The following is a 17381-nucleotide window of genomic DNA, read 5'->3' on the forward strand; positions in this document are numbered from 1 at the left end:
GTTTAATCACAAAATGAAATGACATTATACCAACCATTTTTAGAACTGGCGATCGCAACTTTGCAAAAAAAGTTAGATCTAGAACCCTATCCTATTCCTCAAGGCTTTGAGCGTAAAGAGGGTCTGATGGGTAAAGGTAAAAGAGAAGAAGCGGTATTAACCACTAGTTACGGTTTTAAATCCGAGAAATTAAGACAAATTCGCGCAGCTCACGTAGAAGGAGGAAATTCTCTCCAGGTACTGAATTTTGTAATTTTTCCCGATCTAAATTATGATTTGCCTTTTTTTGGTGCGGATTTAGTAACTCTACCAGGGGGACATTTAATCGCGATCGATATGCAACCTTTGTTTAGTCAAGATAAATCTTATCAGGCTAAATACAGCGAGCCAATTATGGCGATGTTTCACGAGTACCAAAAAGATTTACCTTGGGGGGGGGGATTTCCCTGAGGAGGCACAACAATACTTTTCTCCAGCTTTTTTGTGGACTCGCCCCAGCGAAACAGAAATAGTAGAAACAAAAGTTTTTGCAGCTTTTGGCGATTATCTTGATGCTTATATTAATTTCGTGCAGCAAGCACAGAAAGTAAGCGATCCACAACGCTTATCAGCAATTCTCAAAGCACAGAAAAGCTATGCTGACTATCGCGCAGAAAAAGACCCCGCTAGAGGGATGCTAACTCGTTTGTATGGGTCAGAATGGACGGAAGAATATATTCATGGCTTTTTATTCGACCTCGAACGTCAATTAGCTTTGGTTAGTTGAGGGATAAACAACATTTTTTAGTCAATTGTTGATAAAAGTAACAGCGAATTGCTTTTGGTTACGGAAAAATAAGATAATAAGTCATAAGAAAATTTTTTCCTTTCATTCTCATAACTTCATAGTCGAGCTTAATTTCGCTTGGCTATTCGTAGAGAATTAACCTCGATTGAGGCGAACACTAACTCGCAAAGTCAACAAATATTTTGTTGTGCGAATTCAGTAGAAACAGGAAAAGTTAACAAGATGTAACAAATAAAGGTTCAATGCCGTTGTATAAAAGTTACCTGAGGGGTAAATGCTCTATGGTTCAGCCAGCAGGCGATCGCCAATAAGTGCATCTCTCGAAAGGTTTTTTATTAAGAGTGTAAAGTTTTATTGGGTGGCTTAAGAAATTTTTACTAAGCTCGTAGAGAATAGTAACTTAGCACCTTCGGCGATTAACTAACTCCCGCTTCGATGTAAGACGTGGAGTATCCCGACTTTCCCCAAGCTGGCTCACGCTGGTGCCTCGGGGGAGTTTATAAGTTAAGATTCCTTTTTGAAGTTCAACTAAACCAAATTTAAATCGAGTAGGAGATTATTTATAATGTTCGACGCATTTACTAGAGTAGTGTCTCAAGCTGACGCTCGTGGTGAATTCCTATCCACTAGCCAGTTAGATGCTCTTAGTGCAATGGTTGCTGCTAGCAACAAACGTATGGATTCTGTTAACCGCATCACTGGTAACGCTTCCTCTATCGTTACTAACGCTGCTCGTGCTTTGTTTGCCGAGCAACCCCAATTAATCGCTCCTGGTGGAAATGCTTACACTAGTCGTCGTAACGCAGCTTGCTTGCGCGACATGGAAATCATTTTGCGTTATATCACTTACGCTATCTTCACTGGTGACGCTAGCGTTCTTGAAGATCGTTGTCTCAACGGACTACGTGAAACTTATTTAGCTCTTGGTACTCCTGGTGCTTCCGTAGCTGTTGGCGTGCAAAAAATGAAAGATGCTGCTTTAGCAATCGTTAACGATCGCAACGGAATTACTCCTGGCGACTGTAGTGCAATTGCTTCTGAAATTGCTGGCTACTTCGACCGTGCTGCTTCTGCAGTAGGTTAATCCGGACGGGAAAAACTATCCTTTGGATAAAATCAACCAATCTTTGGTTGTTTAGCAAAAAATTAGTAAAACAAGAGAAACATCACAATCATGAAAACTCCTCTAACTGAAGCGGTATCCTCTGCTGATTCCCAGGGTCGTTTTTTAAGCAGCACTGAAATTCAAACTGCTTTCGGTCGCTTTAAACAAGCTAATGCTTCCTTAGAAGCTGCAAAAGCTTTGACTAGCAACTCTCAAAGTTTAATCGATGGCGCAGCTAATGCAGTGTATGCGAAATTCCCCTACACTACTAGCACTCAAGGACCTAACTATGCTTCTACTCCTACAGGTAAAGCAAAATGTTCTCGTGACATCGGCTACTACCTACGCATGGTAACTTATTGCCTAGTTTCTGGTGGTACAGGCCCTATGGATGAATACCTAGTAGCTGGTCTTGATGAAATCAACCGCGCTTACGAGCTATCTCCTAGCTGGTATATCGAAGCATTAAAATATATCAAATCTAACCACGGTTTAAGTGGAGATCCTGCTACTGAAGCAAACAGCTACCTAGACTATGCAATTAACGCACTTAGCTAGAACTGTTTTAGTTTGATCGCAGCTAATAAATATGAGTCTATCTGCTTCAAGATAGTCATTATATAAAAATCAAGATACTTGATTAATCAAGCACTACTCAGAAGAGTATGCGGATGCCGTGCCGAAAGGCTAGTATTTGTTTACTTTTCTGAGTATTGTCATTTCAAAGGGATATAAGGATGAGAAACGAGGAAGTAAATGCCCTAAAGGATACCGAGATCCATGAAGCAGAGCAGCTAACCGAAGAAACCGCGATCGCCAATTTGAAGCAGAAAGAAGATTTAGGGGCGAGATATTACGCTGCGTGGTGGTTGGGAAAATTTAGAATTAAAAATCCCGCAGCAGTTAGCACCCTATTAATGGCATTAGAAGACGAACAAGACCGCGCCCCCGATGGAGGCTATCCCCTGCGACGTAATGCAGCTAGAGCCTTGGGTAAGCTAGGGGATAAAAGGGCTGTCGAGCCGTTGACTCGTTGTTTGGAATTTCCCGATTATTATGTCAGAGAAGCTGCTGCTCAAGCTTTAGAAATGCTAGACGATCACAGCTGTATTGCTGCTTTAATTAAAATGTTGGATGGGGGAATAGAATCAGCTACCAGAGTACCAGGAAAGCCCCATTTAGTTGAGCCTTACGAAGCCGTAATCGAAGCACTAGGAACTTTGTCTGCTACTGAAGCAGTAGAGTATATAGAGCCATTTACCCAGCATCCTACAGAGAAAGTTAAATATGCTGCTGCTAGAGCCATGTATCAGCTAACTCGCGAAGATAAGTATGGCGAGATCTTGATTCGAGCTTTAGAGGGGGACGATCTACAATTACGTCGTTCGGCTTTAATGGATTTGGGTGCAGTGGGTTATATTAAAGCAGGAAAAGCGATCGCCAATACTTTAGCTGAGAATAGCATGAAATTGATCGCCCTTAAAGGATTATTAGAAACAGATTTGGCAAACAAAAATACAGCTACCTCTGCTGAGAGTATTGAAATTATGGATTTGATGGATGCTCTATTATAATTGTCAATTATTCATTATCAATCATCAATCATTAGTTATTCCCTAAAGCCGCGCATCTTACCAGGATTTAATAAACCATAAGGATCGACTTGTTGTTTGAAAGCAACTTTTTGCGGATCGACTTGTTTGTTTCCCCCATCTTCAATCGTGTAAACGTGGGGGTTGGCGATAAAAGCTCCCTGAGATTCGCGATCGCGAATAATTTCGTTTAGTCTCTCTCCAGTGGTAAAGCGAATCAATTGCAATCCCGCAGGTACGGCTTTATCTCCCGCTCGCAAAAATTCTAAATGAATCATAATTTCATCTCCCCTTTGTTGGTAAAGTTTTTCTAGTCTTTCGAGGGTGAAATAAAATGTCTGCAAGTAGGTTAGTTTATTATCTACACTGCGAGCGTGGAGGGTAGTGTGATTCCAGGTAAATTCTAATAAGCTAGTGCCTTTTGCTGCTTCGGCGGCGGTTTTGCTATAGGTTATTTCCCCTTGATATTCCTGCACCAAATCTTGGAATGGTGTAATATCGTATTCCGATACCATTAATAAAGCACAGTGTTTGCCTTGGGGAATGTAGTTTTTCAGGGCAGGAAAATAACTGGGTATCGGACTAGCATGAATGCTGACTAGTTTTTTAACAATACCATGACTATCGCTGAGAGCTTGTCCGAAGCTAGCAGCAGTCATAAAATCATCAAAAGTAACAATTATTTCTTGCCAAGGATAAGCAGGTGCTAGAGGAATTTCCAGTTCGGTAATAATTCCCGTCGTCCCATAAGCATGAAGCACTTTCTGCACTCGATCTCCCTCTAATTCTAAAACTTGGGGTGTTTCTTCAAGGGTAACTAGACGGACTCGTCGTAAATTTCCACGATCGCTTATTTGTCCGTAATTAACCGAACCCATCCCCACGCTACCACCACCAATAAAGCCCCCTATAGTCGCCGTACGATAGGTAGAAGGAGCAATGCGTAGTTCCCAGCCTATTTTCCTAGCTTGCTTGTCAAAAGCTGCCATTTTAACCCCTGGTTGGACGCAAGCTATGCCAGGTTTGAGCCATTGTATTTGGTTCATTTTACTAGTATCTAGGATGATACCACCCTCCAAGGGGATACACTGCCCATAATTCCCTGTACCCGCACCCCTGACGGTTAGAGGTATTTTATATTTGACGCAAATTAGAGCAATTTTTAGCACTTCTGCTTCTGTAGTAGGAAATGCAGCCAATTCTCCTCGTTTATTTTGTAATTGCTCTGTGAGAATGGGACTAAAGTGATAATAATCTAAAGATAGTTTAGTTAAGCGATCGCTATTAGTAGTTGTTTCGATTCCGTTTAATTCTTTGGCGATCTCTTGATAATTTATAGTGCTTTTTGTATTCATTAATTTATAGTGCCGTTTCAACTTATTCTGACGCAGACACATACATCAAGCAAGACTAGACGATCTAGATTATTTCCAGGAACCCGTATCTTTTAGAAAAGGTGAAAAATCTGGAGTTGTCCAGCACAAAGGAAGACTAGTTTTAGCTAAATATCCTTTCTGGAGATCGAAACGAATTAGCTGTTGCGCTCCTGCATAAGTACTGATTTCTCTTCCCGACCAAATTACCTCCGCAGTACCTGTAAGATATAGCACATCGCCCCACATAAAATCTAGAAAAAGCAATCCTACAGAGGGATTCAACTCTATATTACCGAGGGTATTAAAATGATTGTTACCCGAAAAATCAGGAACAGTCAGAGTTTTTTCACCATCAATACGAACAAAGCCAGGCTTCCCCCCTCGATGGGAAACATCTATACCCTTGGCAATACCTGCCGACTCTTTCTGATATGCGCTAGTAATAAAAAAAGTGTCTGCATTAGCTATTAAATTGTTTTCTGATTCTCCAAACGAATTGATTTCTTTTATTTGTGGAGATACGCTATTGGAAGTTTCCACAAATTCAAACGTTCGAGCTTGAATATATTGGGGACAATTTCCAAAACTCTGGCTCACCGTAACTTCAAAGCTATTGCGATCGCTAGACGAAATAATGCCATTCAGCCGATTGCGCCGACGACTGTGTAGTTCAATTCCCAACAAGCCAATATCATTGCCTACTGTTAAGTTGTCTTTGAGAGGATCGCCTGGAAGTGGTTTGGCTACAACTTTTAAAAGGCGATCGCTTGGAGTCGAGAGAAAGCCTGGTTTACCTATCAAAATGGAAGTCCAAGGGCGATCAAATTCATCTACTATACCCACAATGGCATAAGCTAGTCGAGCAAAAAACTTTTGATGTTGTTCGGTTAAATATTCGCGAATGATCCTCCTTCCCTGACGATCCATTCGATCTTGTATTCCCAATCGAGTTTGGATAGCTATTTCCCCTGCATGAAAGGGTGATTCGGTACGTCCCCAGCCTGAATTTGTCATAATATCTTTCTCCTTTTTGTTTAAAAGTGAAGTTGAAGATCAGTTTAAACAGGAACAATAGTAGGGGAATCAATTCCAGGCATTCCTCTAAATTTAGGTAACTGCTTGATGCGTTCGATCCAAGCCAAAATATGAGGATATTGCTTTAAAGATATTTTACCATCGGGGGCAAGAGCAATATAGGGAAAAGCAGCTATATCTGCAATAGTTGGATGTCCCAACTCTAACCATTCTCTATCGGCTAAATGGCGATCGATTTGTTCCAGAATAAACGTGGATTTTTGAGTGGCGATGTTAATATCTACAGTTTTTGCTTTGAATAGATAGAATAATCTTGCCGATTCCACTCCCTGACGAATTTCCCCTGTAGTAGTCGATAACCAGCGGACAACACGACTCAACGCCTCTGCTTCTATCGGTAGCCATTGTTCGTTACCGTATTGACAAGCTAAATAAACCAAAATTGCTTGAGCGTCAGGAATTATTTTATCGCCATCTACGAGCAGAGGTATTTGTCCAAAAGGATTTAGTTTCAAATATTCTGCGGATTTCTGTTCTTGTTTCATGACATCAATGCGGACAAATTGATATTCGATGTCTAAAAGAGCAAGTAATAGTCTTACCTTGTAAACGTTACCAGAGAGTTCGTGTCCGTAGAGTTTGATTTTTGTTTGGTTCATTTTTCTTCTAGACCTACCGAATGTTAGTTCGTTTCGCTGAATTTAATATACCGAACGTTTGGTAAAAAATCAAATATATGGACTTTAAAATAGACAAAATTACGTATCCAATAAGCATTCGGCATACAATCAAGATATTCTTATTCAAAAATAATGGTTAAAGAAGAACTAATTGCCAAATTAATCCCCATATTTCGCCATTACGGCTATGAGGGTGCAACCGTATCCCGATTATCTAAAGCTACAGGATTAAAAAAAGCCAGCCTCTATCATCACTTTCAGGGAGGTAAAGAGCAAATGGCAGAAGCGGTTTTAGAATATACTGCTAGTTGGCTCGAAGAAAATATTTTTGCACCTTTGCAGTCCGAACTTCCTGCCCAAGATCGCATTATCCTGATGATTGGTGAAATAGATCGATTTTATGCAAGGGGAAAAAATCCTTGTCTTTTAGCAGTGATGTCTTTAGGCGAAGCAGACGATCTCTTTCATCAACAACTACAGCAATCTCTCAAAAAATGGCTCGATACCTTAGCTAAGATTGTCGAAGAAACTGGAGTTGAATCAAGACAAGCTCGTTTAAGAGCCGAAGATGCCATGATAATGATTCAGGGTGCATTAGTATTAGTCAGAGTTACCAATGATACCCAACCTTTTCAAAGAGCGATCGCCAAATTACCGCAAATTCTGCTAGAAAATTAGACAATAGAGATCGCCAAGATAGATGCAAAATAAATAACAGATCGTAATCGATCGATACCGAAGTCGGGTAAATAATATTACAATGACTGGAATCTAGAGTTTAATTCTTGAGAAACCAGCTTAATGTCTGATAACTTAGCAGGAAAGACACTAAAAGAACATTATTATTTAGAAAAGAGGCTAGATAGTGGTGGTTTTGGCACGATCTATTTAGCCAGAGATACCTTCAGTGCAATTGGTGGCACTTATGTCGTCAAGCATTTTTCCCCTATTTATGATAATCAAGCTCAATTGGAAACTGCAATGCGTTTGTTTCAACAAGAATCAGATACTTTGCAAAAATTGGGCAATCATCCCCAAATACCCCGAATTTATGACTTTTTTGAAGAAGAAAGCCATTTTTTTCTGGTTCAAGAATTTATCGAAGGAAAAACTATCGAGCAAGAATTAACTGAAATAGATTATTTTGATCGCGATCGAGCGATTAAGTTTTTGAGCCAAACTTTAGAAGTCTTAGAATTTATTCACGAAGCGGGATATATCCATCGAGATATCAAGCCATCTAATTTAATTAGAAATCGTTTTGATAATAGGATTTTCTTGATTGATTTTGGTGCGGTAAAAGAAAAAATCAATCCTCAAAATATTGGTAAAGAAGGGCAATTTACTCGTACAGTAGGTATATTAAGTCCTGGTTATACTCCTGACGAACAATTTCATGGCAAGCCAGAATATTGCAGCGATATCTATGCGTTGGGAATGGTGGTAATCCAAGCAATGACAGGAAAACACCCTAATAAATTATATAGAAATGTCAATTTAGAATTAATGTGGCGAGATCTTCTGCCTCCTCATATTAATTACGACCTTAACTTTCTCGATTTAATTGACAAAATGGTAGAGCAACAATGGCAAAAACGCTATCAGTCTGCTACGGCTATTTTGGAAGCTTTAAATCTTATTTATTTAGCTCAAAACACTGAAATTTCAACATCATTTACAAATCAAAAACCAACATCAATTCAGGAAGAAAATAGTAGTATATCGACAGAAAATTCTCCTGTTATTCCAGATAAAAATAAATTAGATAAATTTAAAATGTTAGCTGGCTTAGGAATATTAAGTGCCATTGCTATTCCTTCTTGGCTATATTTAAGTAGTTTTCGTCAAGGAGATTTTATTACTTATGAAAATGAACATATTAAAGTAGAATATCCTGCTGGTTGGTCGAGAGAAAATAGAAGTAACTTTTTAAATAATACGATGGTTTTTATTTCTCCCAAAGAAAGCGAATCAGATGAATTTCAAGAAAGAGTAGCAATAATTGTCGAAGAATCTTCTCGACCTTTATCTCTGACTGAATATAGCAATCAAGCAGTTAATCAAATAGAAAAGTTAGCCAACTTTATTCTTTCTCCTCCAAGACCAACAACCTTAGGGCGTAGCGATGGTAAATACGTAATTTATCAAGGAATGGATCTAGACAAAAAAGTTAAACGACAAGAAGTTTGGACGGTTAATTACAAAGAAATTTATACGATAATTTATACTGCCGAACCCGATAAATTTGATAAGTTTTTACCCAAAGCAGAAAAGATGATTGAGTCTTTAGAAATTTTAAACTGATCTAGTTTCAAATAATCGTAGAGTTTCATAAATCTTTTCTAAAACCTTCTCCCTGTTCCATTCTTTCCTTAGAAAGATCGGGTTCTATTTCGGAATCTGAATTAGTTCGATTAATCATAAAAAAGCCAATTCCTCCAAGAGCGAGGAAAACAAAAACTACAATTAAACTAATAATATTGCGATCGATATGTTTGCTTTTTGGTTTGTCTGGGGTCGTTTTTTGAGGTCGAGAATGCTTGGTAGTAGAGTCAATTTTCTCTTGAGGTAAAACTGCTTGATCGCAATTTTCACTTACAGTCTTTGGAAGATCATGGCGATCGATAGTAGAAGTAGCAACCAATTTAATTTTTGCCGTTGAAGACATTGAAACATCCCCTAGATCGTTATTTAAATCCCGATCTAAAACGCAAGATTGAATAGAAGTAATAGATTGCGCCTTGGTAAGACGAGCAGACGACAATTTATTTAACCCTTGCAAAACATCGTGTGCTAACTTATAACGATCTTTGAAATGATACCTTGTCATGGTAGTTAATATTTCAGCCAATTCGCGGCTGATATTAGCCGAAGACTCCCAAATAATTTCTCCATCATCATCTTCGGGTAAATCTAGAGGAGCAATTCCCGTAAGAGCCTGAATAGCAATCATTCCCAAAGCATATAAATCACTAGAAGGACGAGGCTTACCCCTAGCTTGCTCCGTTGGCATATAACCTTGAGTACCTACTGCTACAGTCAATTGACCAATATTAGTTTGTTGTCCTTGAAGTACTTCTTTGACCGTGCCAAAATCTACTAACACAACTTTACCATCAAGGTCGCAACGGATTAGATTGTCTGGTTTGACATCGCGGTGAATTACGCCTCTACCATGAACGAACTTGAGAATATTCAACCCATCCCGCAAAAGATCGATCGCCTGGCTTTCCGACCAGATTAGACCAGAATCTAGCTCTTTTCCCAGGGTTTCACCTTGAATATATTGCTGTACCAAATAAAACTTTTCATCTTCCTCAAAATAAGCCAAAAGCTTGGGGATCTGTTGATGATGACCCAAATTATGGAGGGTAGAAGCTTCTGTTTGAAACAATCGTCTGGCTATGGCTAAAAACTTGGGATCTTGGCTACTGGGATGGAGTTGCTTAACCACACAAGTATCTCTTCCTGGTAGTTGAGTATCCTCTGCCAAATAAGTCTTGCCAAACCCCCCCTCAGCAAGATACTCAAGGATTTTATAACGAGAGCCTATAATCTTTCCCTTCACAGCTGAGTATTAATTGAGGTTTGATAAGTGTATTGAAACACATCAGTATTCTAAGCTTAAATACGCAATCTTTATAATAATAAAATATTAATACATCTAGTGGGTTACATTTGATGTTTAAATCCTGCAATTAAGACGGCACAATAAATATAATAAGTATCCGCACTGAAAACAATAGTTATTGCGACAGAGCGATCGAATTAGAGGTAAGTTAGATTGGACGAATCATATCAAGACTATATCAACCGAGTGGCAAGGTTAACCTTACCAACTGCTTGTTCAATGCAACTACAAACTATTCAGCATTCTCCTAAGTTTGTGGAAGGAAAGCCAGTTTCTTTTCCTGGTTATAGCGCGATCACCCCTCCGATGGAGGAAGATAATCTCAATCAGGATTTTTATCGTCAGGTAGAAACTATTCAACAACAACTATCCCAACAGCTAGAAACAGATCTCTTTATCCCTCTACCTGCAAGTAGTTTTCACTTCACTTTAGCAGACTTGATTTGGGACGAAAGTTATCGTCAAGCGATCGCAGCTAATGCTGAGTTTGATCGTGTCTTACAGCAAGAAGTTGCAGCCAGTTTTCAACAGTATCAAGAGTCTCTATCAGATAAAAAACCCCTTACTTGGCAATTATGGGGGGTTATGGCAAGACCAAGGGCAATTATGGCTTGTTTAGTTCCCAAAGATCGAGAAAGCTACGAATCAGTAATTCAGCTACGTCGCTATCTCTATCAAAATTCGGGTTTGGTTGGTTTAGGAATCGAGCAACAGTACGATATTACGGCTCATATTACTTTAGGTTATTTTGATAAAATTCCTCCTAGTTTAAATCGCGATCGCCTTTGTATTGTATTGTCTCAAATCAACGATCGCCTTCTAGAAAGTGAATTACCCGTGTTTACTGTCAAAGAAGCCCAATTACGCAAGTTTGACAACATGGTTGATTACCATCGTCAACCAGAGTGGGCAACGGTTAAGTTTGGTGTATAGATCAGAACTAAGGGCTTTTTTGATAGATGAAAACTGCTTTAAATCATCCTATTGTCGAACAGAGTTTTGCGATTATCGATCGAGAAGTAGGCAAACATCAACTAAACCAGCGAGAATATGCAATCTCACGACGAGTAATTCATGCCACCGCTGATTTTGAATATCTAAATTTACTAAAATTTAGTCCTAGTGCGATCGACTCTGGTATTGCAGCTATCAAGTCTGGCGTGCCAATTATTACCGATGTGACAATGGTGGAAAGGGGTATTAAAGGTTTAGTGGCAAAAACTTTTAATAATCCCGTCATTGCAGCGATCGATTTGGCTAAAACTGCCGATCCTGGAAAAACTCGCACCGAAACAGGCTTGCTGAAATGTTGCGCTCGATATCCCGAAGCAATTTATGTCATTGGTAATGCACCCACGGCACTTCTAGGTTTATGCGATCAAATATCTCATGGTAAAGCTATGCCAGCCTTGGTAATAGGCGTGCCTGTTGGTTTTGTCTCCGTGATTGAATCAAAACAGGCACTCTTACAATTAGATATACCCCAAATAGTCATCGAAGGAAGAAAGGGAGGTTCTCCCGCAGCAGCTTCTATTGTTAATGCTTTATTGGTTTTGGCATCTTATAGGAACTAGCTAAACAAAATTAATTAGATTTGAGAAGTTTATAAAATTGAATCTAATAAGCGATCGCCTTCGGGAATAAATTCTCGGTATTTATATTTAACAAGATTTAATTGGGGTTGAGTTAAAATTCTTTGCAAGGAATCTCGTTGTTCGGCGGTAACTCCCCGATCTATAATGTCGCAAGCCTTATTGCCAAAGCGATCGCTAATCGATAAAGATGCTCCGCTACTAACCAATAATTCAACTATTTCGATTCGAGAATTTCCTGTAGCGTACATTAACGCTGTTTTACCATCTTGTGCCTGAGCGTCAATTTCCGCACCACTATCAATGAGATGCATGACGATCTGTAGTTTGTCATTAATTGGTCGAGCATCCCGAATACCTAAGATAGCAGTCTTCATTAAAGGAGTAATTCCCTTGCTATCTCTCAGGTTGGGATCTCCACCCCGAATCAACAACAATTTAACAATATCAGGCAGACACCAAAGAATTGCAATTTCTAAGGGAGTACACCCGCAACTGTCTTTGATATTAGGATTTGCCCCATATTCAAGTAACAGAGACAAACATTCTTTGTTAGCAGTAATGCGATAAAGAGTTTTTGAGCGATCGCGGATACTACCTTGAGGTAGAGTAAAGTGATTTTTCTCAAAGATCGAAAATATCAATGACTCCTCTGTTTTGGCTGCTGTTTTAGCATTAGGATTGACTCCCTGCTGTAGCAGTTTCTTAACAGTACCAAGATCGTTAATAGCGATCGCTTTAATCAATTTTAATTCTTGCTTGCGAGAATATTGCGTAAGGCGATCGACTATCTCAAAAATTCTCCAACTCACAATCTTCAATCCAGTTTTGCGAAAGATTAAAAGTATTGTAAGACAAATATTAATTACTCATGACTAATAGGAGTTCTACCATAAAGATGAGTAAGATACTTCAAACGAGTACTCAATTCATCATTAAAAGCTTCTTCGCGACAACGCCACGTCCAGTTACCTGTAGGTTGAGAAGGGGTATTCATTTTGGCATCTGTACCCAAGCCTAAAATATCTTGAAAAGGTAGAACTACCGTATTGCCTACCGAACCTAAAGCCAGACGAATTAACGCCCAATGAATGCCATCGTCGCAAAGACAACCCAAATAATCTACCACTCTAGCTTGAGCTTCAGGCGATCGCTCGTAGAACCAACCAACCGAGGTATTATTATCGTGAGTGCCTGTATAAACAAGACAGTTGCGATCTGTATAGTTGAAGGGCAGAAAACCATTAGCGCGATCATCATCAAAGGCAAATTGCAAAATTTTCATCCCAGGGAAACTAAACTTATCTCGCAATGCCTCTACTTCAGGAGTAATTACCCCCAAGTCTTCTGCCACGATGGGTAACTTGCCCAATTGTTTTTCTAAGAGTTGGAAAAATTCATCCCCAGGGGCATCAAGCCACGTTCCATTCATAGCAGTCTTTTCCCCTTGGGGTACTGCCCAATATGCCTGAAATCCTCTAAAGTGATCGATCCGAATAATATCGACGTATTCTAAAATACCCTCAACTCTTCTGATCCACCATTTAAAGTCAGTCTTTTCTAGTTCTTCCCAGTTATAAACGGGGTTGCCCCAAAGTTGCCCCGTAGCACTAAAATAATCTGGCGGTACGCCAGCCATTAGAGATGCTTCTCCAGTCTCTTCATCAAGGCAGAAAATATCTTTATGAGCCCAAACATCAACGCTATCGTGGGCGACATAGATGGGAATATCGCCAAAGATTTTGATTCCTTTTTGATTGGCATATTGTTTGAGGTTTTTCCACTGACAGAAAAACTGATATTGAATGAACTTATGAAAAAAGATTTCATCGGCTAATTCTGTCGCCCATTTCGCCATCGCTTCGGGTTGGCGATAAGCAATATCAGCATCCCATTGATGCCAACTCTTACCATTGTGAGCTTGTTTAAGAGACATGAATAGAGCATAGTCGCTCAACCAGTCATTTTGGCGATCGCAAAAACGCTTAAATTCACTGTCTGCTGTTTTGGCTATTTGGGTTTTGAAGCGATCGCTTGCTCTCCGCAAAAGAGGAATTTTACTAGCAATGACGCGATCAAAATCTACTCGATCTAAAGGAAAATCTGGAGTCGAATTTAACTCTTCGGTGGTTAACAAATCCTTTCCGTGTAAAACTTCGGGACTAATTAATAAAGGATTTCCTGCCAAAGCGGAATAAGACAAATAAGGGGAGTTACCAAAACCCGTTGGTCCAATCGGTAAAATCTGCCATATTTGTTGGTCGCTGTTTGCCAAAAAGTCAATAAACTTATAAGCCTGATCGCCTAAATCTCCAATGCCAAAACGGCTAGGCAGAGAAGTAGGATGAAGCAAAATACCGCTAGCTCTGAAATCTAACATTTATGATCAATAAATTTTAGTAATTTTTGTACTGATGTTTCCGTCTGTCCCAGAAAAACCATAGCTTTTTGCTAGCTTTGGTATCGAACTAGTTTACAAAAGTTTGAATAAAGTTATCAAGCATTGCGTAAAAGATCTCTTCTCAGATGTGGTCACTTTTTGGTAGCGTATAAAGATCGGAGAAAAAATAACCAACCTCGACAATAATCTTAACGGGTCATAGACCCGCAAAGGTTTTGCGAAGCAGCGCGGTCTTGGGGATTTCCCCCATGAGGGACTGCTGAGGGTGTCTCGCACATTAAAACTTTATTTAAAGGTTTGCCCCATTAGCTATCTTAAAATTAGGAGAATCAAACAATGACTATTTTATTTCAACTGGCACTAGTAGCCTTAGTTCTATTTTCTTTTGTTATGGTAATTGGAGTTCCCGTTGCCTATGCTTCCCCCCAAAATTGGGAACAATCTAAATCTCTAATCTATGTTGGTTCGGGGATTTGGACTGTGTTAGTAGTAGCAGTAGCAGTTTTAAACTTTTTTGTTATATAAACAACAAGACTAAACCAACTGAAACAACGAGCGATCGCTTTAAAACATGGCGATCGCCTTTTAATCTTATAAAGTAAAATTGTAATTGTAAATATCTGGACTTATGGCTGTTTTTGAAGGTACTTTTGCAGGAGATGTCTCAAATTTAAAAATAGCGATCGTGATCGGTCGTTTTAATGATTTGGTGACTGATAAACTAATTTCAGGTTGTCAAGACTGTCTCAAACGTCATGGTATCAATATCGAGCCTAACAATGGTCAAGTAGACTATGTTTGGGTTCCTGGTAGCTACGAAATTGCCATGGTAGCCAGACAATTAGCTCTGACTGGTGGTTATAACGCTATTATCTGTTTGGGTGCAGTGATTCGCGGACAAACCCCTCATTTTGATTATGTCTCATCAGAAGCAGCTAAAGGAGTGGCAGCAGCTAGTTTTCAAACGGGAGTACCAGTTATTTTCGGTGTACTAACCGTGGATACTATGCAACAGGCTCTAGAAAGAGCAGGGATCAAAAGTAATTTGGGATGGAACTATGCTTTAAATGCCCTGGAAATGGCTAGTTTGATGCAGCAGATACAAAACACTTCATCTTCACCTTCGGCAGCTAATTTGCCCCCTGGAAATGAGACTATTGCTTTACCGAAAGTAACAACTTAGAATACAAATACTAGCGATTTCTAATTTTCAAGACAAAGACTGAAGCTTTTATAAAGATATCCCGACAATATTGCTGACTTAATTTATAGTTTATTTATTAAATCAGCAACACAGTTTGTTTTTGCCTTGTTTCGGAAGATTCATTACACCGCCACAGTATAGCGTTTGTGAATAGCAAAGTACCTCAGGATCGTGGGCTAGATGGGAAAAATGTTAAAGATAACGAGATATCAAATAATGCAGAGATAGATGAATTTTATCTGAGTATTTATCAAGGAACGACAGCAGCAATTTGCGTAATTGAGGTATTGGGAGAAGGAGAATATCTTTATGTTGACCTTAACTCCCCCTGTAATGCTTGGCTTGGCACTACCACAGAAAGCTTTAAGGGAAAAACTCCTCAAGAAATATTTGCTCTTGAAGATATTGCCACAATCTTGCAAACCTATGATGATTGTGTGCGATCAAAGAAAGCGATCGGTTACGAAAAATATATTTTAGTGGATAACAAACGCAGTTGCTGGATGACTACTATAAATCCCCTGGTAGATAGAAATGGCAAGGTTTATCGTTTAATTTCCACCAGCATCAACATCAGTCAAAGAAAAGAAATAGAAGTAGAACAGCGCACCGCCGAATTGCGATCGACTCTGGCAAAGTTGCAACAAGCTCTAAAATCCGAAGAATTGGTACGCTCGATCACCGAAGCTATCCGCGATAGTCTCGATGAAAAGCAAGTTCTACAAACTGCCACCAAAAGTCTCACGGAAGGACTAAAGTTAGAGTGCTGTCAAATAGAATTATATAAATACGAAGGCAGCATTACTGAGGTAATTTGTGAATATCCGATTGTTTTACCCGATGAAAGAGGAATTCACCGCCAAGTCAAGGATTTTCCCGAATTATACGCTCGTTTATTAAATAAAGAATCGATTCATTTTGTTGACTGGTTGCCTACAGTTGGCCACCGACAACAGCGAGTAACTCGCTTAGTTAGTCCCATTTTCGACGATCGCGGTATTTTGGGCAATATTTGGCTGATGCGCCCCAAAGAAAGCATTTTTGAACCAGAAGAAATTCAACTAGTACAGCAAATTGCCGATCAATGTGCGATCGCAATTCGCCAAGCCAGACTTTATAAAGCAGAACAAATACAAGTTAAAGAATTAGAAAAACTCAATTTAGTTAAAGATGATTTTCTTAAAACTATTTCCCATGAATTGCGAACTCCCATGAGTCGTCTTCGCCTGGCAATTAGTACCTTAGAAAACCTTTTAGAAGTAGAAATTGGTGCCCATCAATCCCCCAAAATCAATAAGGTAATGGAAATTTTTCATTCCTCTTTTAAAAAACAAAATCAATTAGTAGACGATCTACTAACTCTTTGCTACGTCGATGCTGCTAGCAAGCCCGATCTTTGGCAAGAAATTAATTTACCAACTTGGATTCCTCAAATAGTCAAAACTTTTTCTCTGGGGGAAAGGCAGCAAACACTACAGTTAGATTTAGCCCAAGATACCCCCATCTTACGTTCTGATGCCAAAATGCTCAAACGAGTGGTACATGAATTGTTGAATAATGCCTATAAATATACTCCTCCAGACGGACATATTATTATTTGCACGAACAATACTCCCACCCAACTATTAATCAAAGTTATTAATACTGGAATAGAAATTCCTATTGACGAGCAAGAAAGAATTTTTGATAAATTTTATCGCATACCAAATAGAGATCCTTGGCAACATGGAGGAACGGGAATTGGTTTGGCTTTAGTCAAAAAACTAGTCAAGTTATTAGGAGGAGAAATTACAGTTAGTAGCCAAGAACAAACCACTACCTTTACTATTGCTTTCTCCTTAAATTAAGACTAGCATGAACTACTCCTACCTACTCCGTGAAGTAGGAGTATCCTAAAATCACGTTTGGGTTGCGGGTCTTATTCCAATACTTCTTGTTTAAGCCCAGAAGAAAGTAAAATGATGATTATTTTGAAAAT

The 17381-nt window shown here is 39.2% G+C and carries 16 protein-coding genes and 1 pseudogene; 11 read left to right on the forward strand and 6 right to left on the reverse strand.

The window, feature by feature from the left end; all coding sequences use genetic code 11:
• The first annotated feature begins 18 nt into the window (after nt 1-18).
• The 4 genes and pseudogenes from I4641_RS24140 (at nt 19) to cpcE (ending at nt 3466) form a co-directional block, all read left to right on the forward strand.
• Nucleotides 19-766 (forward strand): annotated as a pseudogene (locus I4641_RS24140) (phycoerythrobilin:ferredoxin oxidoreductase).
• 586 nt (nt 767-1352) lie between these two features.
• Nucleotides 1353-1871, forward strand: a complete 519-nt coding sequence (gene cpcB, locus I4641_RS07350) for a C-phycocyanin subunit beta (protein ID WP_229639829.1) — start codon at nt 1353-1355, stop codon at nt 1869-1871.
• A gap of 90 nt (nt 1872-1961) precedes the next feature.
• Nucleotides 1962-2450, forward strand: coding sequence for a C-phycocyanin subunit alpha (gene cpcA, locus I4641_RS07355; RefSeq protein WP_229639830.1), 489 nt, complete (start codon nt 1962-1964; stop codon nt 2448-2450).
• A 179-nt stretch (nt 2451-2629) separates the two neighbouring features.
• The gene (gene cpcE / locus I4641_RS07360) at nt 2630-3466 is read left to right on the forward strand and encodes a C-phycocyanin alpha-cysteine-84 phycocyanobilin lyase subunit CpcE (protein ID WP_229639831.1); all 837 of its coding nucleotides are present in this window, start codon (nt 2630-2632) and stop codon (nt 3464-3466) included.
• Between the two features lie 35 nt (nt 3467-3501).
• Here cpcE and I4641_RS07365 read toward each other — a convergent pair whose 3' ends face one another.
• From I4641_RS07365 to I4641_RS07375, 3 genes are all read right to left on the reverse strand, one after another.
• On the reverse strand, nt 3502-4839 hold the full coding sequence (locus tag I4641_RS07365; protein ID WP_229639832.1) for an FAD-binding oxidoreductase: 1338 nt from the start codon (nt 4837-4839) through the stop codon (nt 3502-3504).
• A gap of 69 nt (nt 4840-4908) precedes the next feature.
• Complete coding sequence (locus I4641_RS07370) at nt 4909-5874, reverse strand: pyridoxamine 5'-phosphate oxidase family protein (RefSeq protein ID WP_229639833.1); 966 nt, start codon at nt 5872-5874, stop codon at nt 4909-4911.
• 44 nt (nt 5875-5918) lie between these two features.
• Nucleotides 5919-6554 carry a glutathione S-transferase family protein gene (locus tag I4641_RS07375; RefSeq protein ID WP_229639834.1) on the reverse strand — a complete coding sequence of 212 codons (636 nt, stop codon included), beginning with the start codon at nt 6552-6554 and terminating at the stop codon, nt 5919-5921.
• Between the two features lie 153 nt (nt 6555-6707).
• Between I4641_RS07375 and I4641_RS07380 the strand changes: the two genes are divergently transcribed.
• Both I4641_RS07380 and I4641_RS07385 read left to right on the forward strand, forming a co-directional pair.
• On the forward strand, nt 6708-7253 hold the full coding sequence (locus I4641_RS07380; protein ID WP_229639835.1) for a TetR/AcrR family transcriptional regulator: 546 nt from the start codon (nt 6708-6710) through the stop codon (nt 7251-7253).
• 123 nt (nt 7254-7376) lie between these two features.
• Nucleotides 7377-8879: a serine/threonine-protein kinase gene (locus tag I4641_RS07385; RefSeq protein WP_229639836.1), complete on the forward strand. Its 1503-nt coding sequence runs from the start codon at nt 7377-7379 to the stop codon at nt 8877-8879.
• A 25-nt stretch (nt 8880-8904) separates the two neighbouring features.
• On the opposite strand, the gene I4641_RS07390 is transcribed toward I4641_RS07385, so the two are convergent.
• Nucleotides 8905-10143 (reverse strand): protein kinase domain-containing protein, encoded by a 1239-nt coding sequence (locus I4641_RS07390; RefSeq protein WP_229639837.1) that lies wholly within the window; start codon nt 10141-10143, stop codon nt 8905-8907.
• Nucleotides 10144-10359: 216 nt separating this feature from the next.
• On the opposite strand from I4641_RS07390, the gene I4641_RS07395 reads away from it, so the two are divergent.
• A complete protein-coding gene (locus I4641_RS07395; protein WP_229639838.1) occupies nt 10360-11139 on the forward strand; it encodes a DUF1868 domain-containing protein in 780 nt (259 codons plus the stop codon).
• A gap of 26 nt (nt 11140-11165) precedes the next feature.
• On the forward strand, nt 11166-11780 hold the full coding sequence (locus I4641_RS07400; RefSeq protein WP_229639839.1) for a cobalt-precorrin-8X methylmutase: 615 nt from the start codon (nt 11166-11168) through the stop codon (nt 11778-11780).
• A 29-nt stretch (nt 11781-11809) separates the two neighbouring features.
• Here I4641_RS07400 and I4641_RS07405 read toward each other — a convergent pair whose 3' ends face one another.
• Complete coding sequence (locus I4641_RS07405; protein ID WP_229639840.1) at nt 11810-12610, reverse strand: ankyrin repeat domain-containing protein; 801 nt, start codon at nt 12608-12610, stop codon at nt 11810-11812.
• 53 nt (nt 12611-12663) lie between these two features.
• Nucleotides 12664-14178 carry a 4-alpha-glucanotransferase gene (gene malQ, locus I4641_RS07410; RefSeq protein ID WP_229639841.1) on the reverse strand — a complete coding sequence of 505 codons (1515 nt, stop codon included), beginning with the start codon at nt 14176-14178 and terminating at the stop codon, nt 12664-12666.
• Between the two features lie 357 nt (nt 14179-14535).
• Here malQ and psbZ point away from each other — a divergent pair, with 357 nt between their 5' ends.
• The 3 genes from psbZ to I4641_RS07425 all read left to right on the forward strand — a co-directional run bounded on the left by psbZ (nt 14536) and on the right by I4641_RS07425 (nt 17250).
• Nucleotides 14536-14724, forward strand: coding sequence for a photosystem II reaction center protein PsbZ (psbZ, locus tag I4641_RS07415; RefSeq protein ID WP_229639842.1), 189 nt, complete (start codon nt 14536-14538; stop codon nt 14722-14724).
• A gap of 103 nt (nt 14725-14827) precedes the next feature.
• The gene (gene ribH, locus I4641_RS07420; RefSeq protein WP_229639843.1) at nt 14828-15382 is read left to right on the forward strand and encodes a 6,7-dimethyl-8-ribityllumazine synthase; all 555 of its coding nucleotides are present in this window, start codon (nt 14828-14830) and stop codon (nt 15380-15382) included.
• A gap of 167 nt (nt 15383-15549) precedes the next feature.
• Complete coding sequence (locus I4641_RS07425) at nt 15550-17250, forward strand: sensor histidine kinase (RefSeq protein ID WP_229639844.1); 1701 nt, start codon at nt 15550-15552, stop codon at nt 17248-17250.
• The last annotated feature ends 131 nt before the right edge of the window (nt 17251-17381 follow it).

This window comes from Waterburya agarophytonicola KI4, from assembly GCF_020640915.1.
Taxonomy (GTDB): Bacteria; Cyanobacteriota; Cyanobacteriia; order Cyanobacteriales; family Xenococcaceae; genus Waterburya; species Waterburya agarophytonicola.

Coding starts and splice junctions, on each gene's coding strand:
- cpcB (WP_229639829.1), top strand. CDS start 1,353: ATGTTCGACGCATTTACTAGAGTAGTGTCTCAAGCTGACGCTCGTGGT.
- cpcA (WP_229639830.1), top strand. CDS start 1,962: ATGAAAACTCCTCTAACTGAAGCGGTATCCTCTGCTGATTCCCAGGGT.
- cpcE (WP_229639831.1), top strand. CDS start 2,630: ATGAGAAACGAGGAAGTAAATGCCCTAAAGGATACCGAGATCCATGAA.
- I4641_RS07365 (WP_229639832.1), bottom strand. CDS start 4,839: ATGAATACAAAAAGCACTATAAATTATCAAGAGATCGCCAAAGAATTA.
- I4641_RS07370 (WP_229639833.1), bottom strand. CDS start 5,874: ATGACAAATTCAGGCTGGGGACGTACCGAATCACCCTTTCATGCAGGG.
- I4641_RS07375 (WP_229639834.1), bottom strand. CDS start 6,554: ATGAACCAAACAAAAATCAAACTCTACGGACACGAACTCTCTGGTAAC.
- I4641_RS07380 (WP_229639835.1), top strand. CDS start 6,708: ATGGTTAAAGAAGAACTAATTGCCAAATTAATCCCCATATTTCGCCAT.
- I4641_RS07385 (WP_229639836.1), top strand. CDS start 7,377: ATGTCTGATAACTTAGCAGGAAAGACACTAAAAGAACATTATTATTTA.
- I4641_RS07400 (WP_229639839.1), top strand. CDS start 11,166: ATGAAAACTGCTTTAAATCATCCTATTGTCGAACAGAGTTTTGCGATT.
- malQ (WP_229639841.1), bottom strand. CDS start 14,178: ATGTTAGATTTCAGAGCTAGCGGTATTTTGCTTCATCCTACTTCTCTG.
- psbZ (WP_229639842.1), top strand. CDS start 14,536: ATGACTATTTTATTTCAACTGGCACTAGTAGCCTTAGTTCTATTTTCT.
- ribH (WP_229639843.1), top strand. CDS start 14,828: ATGGCTGTTTTTGAAGGTACTTTTGCAGGAGATGTCTCAAATTTAAAA.